Origin of the sequence: Nostoc sp. LPT, from assembly GCF_017115165.1 — a bacterium.
Lineage (GTDB): Bacteria > Cyanobacteriota > Cyanobacteriia > Cyanobacteriales > Nostocaceae > Nostoc.
In genome coordinates, this window is record NZ_JABXKF010000060.1 from 1 (window position 1) to 9,360 (window position 9,360).

The window sequence follows — 9,360 nt, forward strand, 5'->3', positions numbered from 1 at the left end:
AACTTCTCGCTGTGCTTGAGTCTCAAGCTCTTAAATACTAATTAGATAGTCAGGGAGTTCTAGTGGTAAAGTAGCAAGTGTTGCTAAGTATAGAATTCCCATTGATAAGAGCGATCGCACATCATAACCTATTTATTTATCTGTTTTAGCGCCAATACTGAGGGATACTGACCAGATGCAATCAAAGCTTGTCGTTCTACAAGTCTTTCATCCCCGTTAAAATCTAGGATGCGTGCGGTAACTTCACCGATGTCTGTTTGATGCACAATTACAGCCTCATCAAGTCGAAAATGCTCACCCCAAAAGTCTCTGCGTGGGTTAAAAAACCTCACAAGTTCGCCAGTTTGCCAATTAATTGACCCCAAATCCGTCCCTTTTTGCAGGTTACAGAAAATACAGGCATAACAAAGATTATCTGCTGTTGTAGCGCCGCCGTGTTTAATGCTGATGATATGGTCAACTTGACAACCCGATGATCTATCTACTTCAGAGACAAGACAGTACTCGCAAATATGCTCGGCGCGATCGGCAACTAAACGCCGTAGTTCTACATTAATATATGAACGAGACATTTTGAATACTTACTTAGGGTTAATGTACTGATGAGCTTTTGCTTTTGCTAAAGTCATAATATGCTCTAGCGTGAGGAAATGATCTAACTCTCGCTGGTCACTTCCTGTAAGACCTTCAGTTTTTGCGCGGTAAACGAGATCCTCTAAACGGTCTTTGGCTGCATCCGAGAGTTTGAAATCGATAACGCTTTGGGGAGTGGTTCCAGCAGCAATAAACTCTATAATTTCATCGTAGACTTTGGCTGTATTTATAGATGTAGTCATGAGATTACCTATTTTTATTTAATTTTACTGATTTACAACGTTACTTTTAATGACTTTACTAGTGTTTTTGGCTTTGGTAGAGTTTCACTCTCAGCCAAAGATGATTCAATTAGCATTTCTAAAACTTCTTGAGCATTTTTCAGAGCTTCTTCGTAAGTCTCTGCGTGAGTGCAAGGCTGCATTATATGCGTAAATTCAGGTAGCGAAACCACATAACATTGGTCTTATTCTGACCATTGAATCACGATTGTATATTTCATATTTATTCATAAGCTTCTCGTCGATGAGCAATTATAAATCGCGGCTACACAAACCAAGTTCGCCTGCGCCGACTCAAAAAATTTGAAACCCACGGAGGTGGGTTTTGTCTGTGTAGCCGCGAATTCTATTCGCTAGGGCTTCTTTGATTTCCTTGCTCAATGCGTTGCCTAATTGCTTCTTCTGCAATGCGAATATTTTCTTCAATTGGTGTACCGTCTGCTGTCACCATTGGCCCGTACCAGGTTGCTTCCGAATCGGGAGGATTGCGGCGACTAAACAAGACACGAATAGGCTCATCATCATCTCGGTGTGCCAGTATATAAGCTGTTAGTTCTTTGCTAGTCATCGCTTCAAAGTTCGGTTTCATTCAAAAACCTCCAGTTTCCATTATGGGGTATGATAATTTGAAGATTTTCACCTGCCAAAATATATATGTCTTTAGTTTGGATATCAAAACGAAACAGGTGAATATCTTTGTAGGTATTGGATAACATTTGGCAGACTCGCACAGAGGCTTGTGCTTGTTCATTGGTTGGGTTTATTGTCTGTTCCTCAATTGTGACATAGATAATAGTAAGCCTTTCTTTTGCGGTTTCTACTGTGAATAGTAAATCGTAAGGGGAGGCAGGATGAGCAGAGGTTTCCTGCTGTGGCTAACCTTTGCAGGTTTATAACTAAACCCTGCTTGCAACAACAAGCTTTTGAGTTCCCTAATTTTCTTGGGTATATACTCAGCTTATATTTACCCTTCCCACTGCTTTAACTTCTTCTGAGCAAATTCCCGCACTTGCTCATCTGGGTCATTCACTGTGCGATCGCGCAACAGTGGTAAAGTCTGGGGATGCTGAGGAAATTGCTTGATAATTATCTCCAGTGCAATATACCGAGGATTGGGTTTAAGTAAGGGATTATGGCTACCTTTAAAGGCATTATCGACAGCGCAGTGATAGTAGATTTCAAGCAACTCAGGTTGAGATTTAAAGTGTTTAGCTAATTCTCGGACTGCTGCACCTCGCACATCTTCGTGAGCATCCTGAGTAGCGCGTTCTTTGAGCCAGGTTTTGGTGTCGGGGTCATCTTTGAAGTTCTGGACTAATGCCCAGACTGCTGCACGTCGCACATCTTCGTGAGTGTCCTGGGTAGCGCGTTCTCTAAATAAGGTTTTGGTGTCGGGGTCATCTTTGAAGTGATTTGCTAATTCTCGGACTGCTGCACCTCGCACAAAGTAGTGATCATCCTGAGTAGCACGTTCTTTAAGCCAGGTTTTGGTGTCGGGGTCATCTTTGAAGTGATTTGCTAATTCTCGGACTGCTGCACCTCGCATAAGCCCGTTATCATCTTGGTTAGCACGTTCTTTGAGCCAGGTTTTGGTGGCGGGGTCATCTTTGAAGTTCTGGGCTAATGCCTGGACTGCTACACCTCGCACAAGCCCGTTATCATCCTGGGTAGCGCGTTCTTTGAGCCAGGTTTTGGTGTCGGGGTCATCTTTGAAGTGATTTGCTAATTCTCGGACTGCTGCACGTCGCACATCTTCGTGAGTATCCCGGATAGCGCGTTTTTTAAGGAAGGTTTTGGTGTTGGGGTCATCTTTGAAGTTCTGGGCTAATGCCCAGACTGCTTCACGTCGCACATCTTCGTGAGTATCCTGGGTAGCGAGTTCTTCGAGGAAGGTTTTGGTGTCGGGATCATCTTTGAAGTTCTGGGCTAATGCCCAGACTGCTACATCTCGCATAAACCAGTGATCATCTTGGGTAGCGAGTTCTTTGAGCCAGGTTTTGGTGTCGGGGTCATCTTTGAAATGATTTGCTAATTCTCGGACTGCTGCACGTCGTACAAACCCGTCATTATCCTGGTTAGCACGTTCTTTGAGCCAGGTTTTGTTGTCGGGGTCATCTTTGAAGTGTTTCGTTAATTGTTCGACTGCTGCACGTCGCATAAGCCCGTTATCATTCTGGATAGCGCGTTCTTTGAGCCAGGTTTTGGTGTCAGGAGATTCTTGCCAGGTCGTTGCAATTGCTGTAACTGCTTGAGTATGAATTTCATGTACTAGCTTAGTTTCTTCATCTAGTTGGAAGTCGTAATAGTACCAGAGGTCATATTTAGTTAAATCTTTTAACTGATTAAGTAATTTATTAGCCGTTGGTGCGATCGCCAAGCGATTTCTCACCTCTCCAAGACACTTAGCCGCTAAAAAAAGATTAACAAACTTTTCCTCTTCGCCATCTTGCACCATTAAATAATCAAGAATCTCACCAACAAATCTTGGCTCAATCATTCCCGTAATTAGCAGTAAGACTTCATGCCAACTTTCATCTTGCCAGTGTTTGCCAAAAACTTCATTCTTAAGTTCCTCAATAGTCAGCGTTTGCGTTTCTTTAAACTGCCAGACAAACTCCCAAGCACAGAAATATTCTAAAAATGTCCGATGCACGAAGGCATAATAATCCGCACCCAGGAAACATAACATAAAGTTACGAGTCCGTAGTTGATTAATCATCACCCGTGCAGCTTCTCTGGGTTTCTCAAATTCTATGGTTTTGAGATAATCAGTCAGAACTTTGACTAAATCATTTTCATTAATCAAATTACCTGCCAAACCTTTATCACCAGTTTGCATCAGATAAGCAACCTGACGCAGCATCGCTTGCTTATCTTTATAATCAATGGTTTTGGGATCTAACCTCTTATCTTCTGTCAAAGCGCGTTCCACATCCCATTGATGCAGCAGTACCCGCGATGCTTGATCGTAAAGTGTAGCTCTATCTCTTGGTAGCTCTTGATTCCGATTTAAAATCGCCATCATCGTCAACAACAGAGGATTTCCCGCTAATTCTGCAATAGATTTGGAAGCTTCAATTCCTCTTTGCAGCCGTTCCCGTTTTCTCTCTTTATCTACTGCATCGGTAAAAGTTAACTCATGCCAACGGTTGATAAAATCCTGAATTTGTTCTGAGTCTAAATCTTGTAAGATAAAGTGGCGAAACTCAGCATTAAGCAATCGTTGCGGTTTATAGCCAATAATCCGAGAAGTGACAATTACCTGCACATCAGGATAGTCATTAGTAAACCAATGAATATCAGTAATTACATCCTCTCGTTTACCAGGGTCAAATACCTCATCCAAACCATCAAACATCACTAAGGCATTACCAGCTTTTAATTGTTTATCTAGTTCCAGCTGATTGAGATGATGAATTGCACCACTACATTGATGGAAGAATTCGAGAAAATTATTGCACTCTTTATCTTCCCGTCGCCGCATATAAGTGCGTAATTCAATTAGCAACGTAATTGGTAATGAGATAACATTATCCAGTGGTGACTCAGCCCAATTCAAAGCCAGAAATTGCAACAATGTAGACTTACCTGAACCAGGATCGCCCAAAATCACAATATATTTATAATCTTGCTTTTTATTGACAACATCTAACACTGAACGGATCGGTTGTTCAAAATAAACCCGTTTGTGGCGTTCTAAATCTTCTAATTCCACTTCTGCTTCTACTTGGTCACTTTCTCGCAGCCGTCTAAGATGTTCTTTAGGCAGTTCGTGAACTTGTGGTAATACTTGATGAGCTTCCCGGACATTTTGAGCAGTAAAAATCCGCCATAATTTAAGTTCGTTATAGGCATAGCCGCTAGTATCTAAGCTATCTAACTTGAGATTGCCATAGCACTCACGGATTCCTTCTTGATATTTAGTTAAATTAAAATCTACAATAACACCAGCAATTTCTTTGGTATTGATTTCAATATCAGATAACTTTTGTAATTCTAGGATATGCTGTAAATCTTTTGAATCTAAAAGAAGTTCTTGGACTTGTGTTAAATACTGTTCTGTAAATGATTGCCAGTTAAACTTAGATGACAGAGGTTTTAATTGCAGCCTGTTCCAACTATCTTCTAGGGTTTTAGCGTCTAGAGATTCACAATTAATATCAAAAGCCTGACCAAGAATTTCTGTAACCGACTTATCGCTGATAAATTTCTGGATGTCTATGGTGTAGTCTTTAATCTCAGTTTCAGTAAGTTTGCAACGAACCTTTAACTGCTGCTGCATGAGTTGCAAAAATTCCTTTAACGCTTTTCCAGCAGCAATTTCTATATCTTCCTTCTTAAGTTTCTGGACAATCTTGCCAGGGATACCTTTTAATAAATCTTTAGCCCAATCTTTAGCAGCATCCTTGGCTAAGTCTTCCAAAATGGGTTTAAAAATAAACCCGGCGGCCTGAGTTACACCCCAAATAGCTAACCAGTCCAGCATAATACTCACTTCTGTTGAGAGTTTGATTACGAGTATATCCACTAGCTTGAGTAATGTTTCCAGATTTCAGAGTTATTGCAAAAACATTCACAGGTATCTGGAGAACCTCTCTCTAAATCTCTCTCCTAAAAGGAGAGAGACTTTGAAATTTCCCCCTTCCCGCGTTGGGAAAGGGGTTAGGGGGGATCTTCGAGTTTGAAAACAGTCCTTAGAGGGTTAGTTTCGCGTTAATTTTTCAGAGCAATTGCTAAGTGCGATGTCTACAACGGGCTGCGCTTAGGCAATTTTCCCCACAGCACGCTCACTCTCCCTATAACCATGAGCCGCCGCTAGTTCTACCAAGGGATATGTGTAATCAATCACTACAAAAATTTTACTAGCTTCAATCAATTCTTTGAGAAAAACCAAGTCTTCAGCGTTGGGTTTTTCAAACAAAAACTTGGCTTTTTGACTGGGAAAGAACGCTGTTAAGACCCTCTGGATAATGGTTCGAGGCTAGCTTGAGGACTATTTTAGTTGGAAAGTGCGATCGCTCTGTCTTTGTTTATAATTCTCAGTTCACCCATTTTTTTATGAGTAAAAAAAAATAGCAGTAGATAAAGATATTTTAAGTGTTGAAAAAAAATAATACCTTTGAGTTAGCCTTATTCAGACTCTCGGTCAAATCGGCTAGCCGAGAATCATGTGTAAAATAGATCGCTACCAAGCTAGAGGAAAGTTTCAAAATGCTTGCATTTACTCTAAAACCAACACAGATGCTCGGACGCATACTATCTGCATCGCTAATTAGTTTAATGTCCTTAGAGGTTCTTAGCACCGCAGCGATCGGTCAACCGCCTGCTGCCTCTGTTGAAACCAAGCTGAAAGTGCCTACTACAATGACCTCTTGGCCCTTTAATACTAACCGTTACTTGAAAGTGCCGCCCAATTTCTCCGTCTCTGTTTATGCTCGCATTGACAAAGCTCGCTTTATGGCAGTTGCTCCCAATGGGGATCTTCTAGTATCACAGCCCAGTTCCGGTAAAGTGTTAATCGTCCGCCCAAATGGTAGCAAAGACCCAATTATTTCTGACTTCGTGACGGGTCTACGCAAACCACACGACATTGTGTTTCATCAGATTGACAACACCACATATATTTATATCTCTGAGAGTCATCAAATTAACCGCTTCATCTACAACTCTGGAGACTTAATCGCAAAAAATCGTCAAATCGTTGTAGTTGGCTTACCAGACAGAAGCACACCGGAACTCAAAGGCGCTTATGGTCACGAACTGAAAAATATCGCACTTGATGCCAACCACAAACTGTACGTGTCGATCGCCTCTACATGCAATGCCTGTAAGGAAGATACTGTCAGTACCCCAAAGCGTGGTGCGATTTACCAGTACGACGCTAATGGAACCAATCAACGGCTTTTTGCTCAAGGTTTACGTAATGCTGAAGGGTTAGCATTCTTACCTGGCACAAATGACCTTTGGGTAGTCGTTAATAATCGAGATAACATCGCTTATCCCTTCAAAGATAGCAGTGGCAATTACGGTAAGATTGTCCCCTCCTACGTAGACAACCACCCACCAGAGGAGTTCACGAAAGTCCGAGATGGCGGTAACTACGGTTGGCCATTCTGCAATCCCAATCCTGACACGTCAAACGGCCTCAACAATATGCCATTTAACTGGGACTATCAGTTCAATGGTGATGGAAAGGTTAATTGTAATGCAATAATGGACCAAATTAGCAAGGGTATCCAAGCCCATTCAGCTCCTTTGGGACTAACATTCTTACAAAATACCAACTTTCCCAGCCTATACTCAAATGGGGTAGTGACAGGGCTGCATGGTTCATGGAATCGGCAGAAGAAAACAGGCTACAAAATAGCTTACTTTCCCTGGGACAGTACGACAAAGACCCCAGAGGAGGAAATAGATTTAGTCACCGGTTGGGTAGTTCCAGCAACGCAAGAAACCTGGGGGCGACCTGTGGATATGGTAGTAGATCCGCAAGGTAATTTGTTAATTTCGGATGACTACAGCGGCACTATCTATAAGCTCTCCTACACGCCGTCACAACAGGTTAAGGTATACAGAGACCCTAACTTTGGCGGAATTTCCCAGTCTTTTCCTACAACTCTAGGAGTATACAAAGCCAACCAAGGTGACTTAAATATTGTTGGTAATGACACTATTAGTTCATTAAGTGTACCACCGGGTATAGAGGTACGTGTATGCCAACATGAAACTGGTGGTTTATGCGGTGACTATACTGGTGGTGATTATAAATCCCTTGGAAATGGCCTTGATAATATCATCTCGTTTATAGAGGTCAAGTAGCACCACTCACCGAATTTTAAATTTTGGATTTCGGATTTAATCCTTTACAGCAATTTTCATGTATTTGAACCACATCTGTCGTTAGGGCACAGGAATGCTGTGTCCCTATCGCGTGGTCTATTGAGCTGACAAATAGCTGTAAAAGTGTTCTACTGAACGCTTACGCCGAAGTCCAAAATTTAAAAAGGTCTGATATCAAGTCCGGTTAATCACTTATGATTACCGCATCTGTGCAAAAATCGGAAACGTCTCTTTCCCCCAGCAAGAACTGGGGTCTAAATGATAAGTTTTTAGCCGGACACGATATGAGACTATGTTTGAAAAGTCAACTAGAAACTGCGATGTCTACGACGGGCTGCGCCAACGCAATTTTTCCCACTGCACGCCCAGTTTCGCTATAACCATGAGCCGCCGCTAGTTCTTGTAAGGGATATGTCCGATCAATTACTGCACGAATTTTACCCGCTTCAATCAATTCTTTCAGATAAATCAAATCTTGTGTGTTGGGTTTTTGTAGGATAAATTTAGCTTTTTGAACTGGAAGGAACGCCGTTAAGACGCTCTCTAAGAAGACTTCGGGACTGGGTAGTGTGGTGATATAAATTCCATTGGGTTTGAGGACTCTTTTGGTTTGAGAGAGCGATCGCTTACCCACTGCATCCAAAATAATATCGTATTGGTTTGTATCTTCGGTGAAATCTTGCCGCGTATAATCAATCACGCGGTCTGCTCCCAAAGATTTTACCAAATCCAAGTTTTTAGAACTACTAACTCCCGTCACCTCTGCCCCTAAAGCTTTAGCAATTTGCACTGCAAAACTGCCCACACCACCCGCAGCGCCATTAATTAAAACATTTTGTCCTGTTTGAATATTCCCCTGATCTCGCAGTGCTTGCAGAGCCGTGAGCGCTGCTAAGGGAACAGCCGCAGCTTCTTCATAAGACATATTTGTTGGTTTGAACGCCGCCAGGTTTTCTGGGATAGCGGCAAATTCGGCGTAACCTCCTCCAGGGAAGCTAGTACTGCCATAAATAGCATCTCCTGGTTTAAAGCGCGTAACACCAGAGCCAACCTCTACGACTTCTCCCGCCACATCAAACCCCAGAATCTTTGGGAATTTGCTGCCAGTAATTAAGCTCAACATCCCTTTGCGAATTTTCCAATCAATGGGATTAACGCTACTAGCACGAACTTTCACAAGTAACTGCGTTGGCTCAATTTTCGGCTGCTCTACATCTTCATACTGCAATACCTCAGCCGCGCCATACCGACGGATAACGACTGCTTTCATAGCATTCCTCCTACTACCCTGTTTTACTCACATGTCTACGATAGGCTACATCTACGCATGGGATTTAACGAACGATGGTACAGCCCCTTTGGGGAAGTCAAAAGTCAAAAGTCAAAAGTCAAAAGTCAAAATTAATAATTCCCATAAATAAATTTAGGGGCAAGTAAACGGACACCGTATTTCTCTCTACGAGACGCCAAGGGCGAACGCGCAACGCATCTCGAAATACATTTTTTTCTTCTCCATAAATAAATTTAGGGGCTTGTATCATGAGTCTTTTTCGGTCAGAGATTTCCTAAAATAGAAATATCAGTCTAAGACTGTTGTGGTCAAAAAGTATTCGCTCACACGGCAGTAAAAATAGAGAAACAGTCT

7 protein-coding genes and 1 pseudogene are annotated in these 9,360 nt (G+C 42.1%); 1 reads left to right on the plus strand and 7 read right to left on the minus strand.

The annotated features are described in order from the left end of the window. Positions 1–128 precede the first annotated feature (128 nt). The 6 genes and pseudogenes from HWQ58_RS14105 to HWQ58_RS14130 all read right to left on the minus strand — a co-directional run. Positions 129–572 carry an HNH endonuclease signature motif containing protein gene (locus HWQ58_RS14105; protein WP_292863283.1) on the minus strand — a complete coding sequence of 148 codons (444 nt, stop codon included), beginning with the start codon at positions 570–572 and terminating at the stop codon, positions 129–131. 9 nt (positions 573–581) lie between these two features. Further along, positions 582–836, minus strand: a complete 255-nt coding sequence (locus HWQ58_RS14110) for a hypothetical protein (RefSeq protein WP_292863286.1) — start codon at positions 834–836, stop codon at positions 582–584. A gap of 32 nt (positions 837–868) precedes the next feature. Then, positions 869–1,048: a type II toxin-antitoxin system HicB family antitoxin gene (locus tag HWQ58_RS14115; protein ID WP_292863289.1), complete on the minus strand. Its 180-nt coding sequence runs from the start codon at positions 1,046–1,048 to the stop codon at positions 869–871. Positions 1,049–1,221: 173 nt separating this feature from the next. Next, entirely contained in the window at positions 1,222–1,464 is a 243-nt protein-coding gene (locus tag HWQ58_RS14120) for a hypothetical protein (protein WP_292863292.1), read from the minus strand. 375 nt (positions 1,465–1,839) lie between these two features. Then, positions 1,840–5,361, minus strand: a complete 3,522-nt coding sequence (locus HWQ58_RS14125) for a HEAT repeat domain-containing protein (RefSeq protein WP_292863294.1) — start codon at positions 5,359–5,361, stop codon at positions 1,840–1,842. A gap of 276 nt (positions 5,362–5,637) precedes the next feature. After that, a pseudogene (locus HWQ58_RS14130) lies at positions 5,638–5,847 on the minus strand (zinc-binding dehydrogenase); the annotation flags it as partial. 239 nt (positions 5,848–6,086) lie between these two features. Between HWQ58_RS14130 and HWQ58_RS14135 the strand changes: the two are divergent. Then, positions 6,087–7,694, plus strand: a complete 1,608-nt coding sequence (locus tag HWQ58_RS14135) for a PQQ-dependent sugar dehydrogenase (protein ID WP_292863297.1) — start codon at positions 6,087–6,089, stop codon at positions 7,692–7,694. Between the two features lie 325 nt (positions 7,695–8,019). On the opposite strand, the gene HWQ58_RS14140 is transcribed toward HWQ58_RS14135, so the two are convergent. Further along, a complete protein-coding gene (locus HWQ58_RS14140) occupies positions 8,020–8,985 on the minus strand; it encodes an NAD(P)-dependent alcohol dehydrogenase (RefSeq protein ID WP_292863300.1) in 966 nt (321 codons plus the stop codon). Between the last annotated feature and the right edge of the window lie 375 nt (positions 8,986–9,360).

Bases quoted from the DNA above. Each gene is read 5' to 3' on its own strand.
- HWQ58_RS14105 (WP_292863283.1), bottom strand. From the start codon at position 572: ATGTCTCGTTCATATATTAATGTAGAACTACGGCGTTTAGTTGCCGAT.
- HWQ58_RS14110 (WP_292863286.1), bottom strand. From the start codon at position 836: ATGACTACATCTATAAATACAGCCAAAGTCTACGATGAAATTATAGAG.
- HWQ58_RS14120 (WP_292863292.1), bottom strand. From the start codon at position 1,464: ATGAAACCGAACTTTGAAGCGATGACTAGCAAAGAACTAACAGCTTAT.
- HWQ58_RS14125 (WP_292863294.1), bottom strand. From the start codon at position 5,361: ATGCTGGACTGGTTAGCTATTTGGGGTGTAACTCAGGCCGCCGGGTTT.
- HWQ58_RS14135 (WP_292863297.1), top strand. From the start codon at position 6,087: ATGCTTGCATTTACTCTAAAACCAACACAGATGCTCGGACGCATACTA.
- HWQ58_RS14140 (WP_292863300.1), bottom strand. From the start codon at position 8,985: ATGAAAGCAGTCGTTATCCGTCGGTATGGCGCGGCTGAGGTATTGCAG.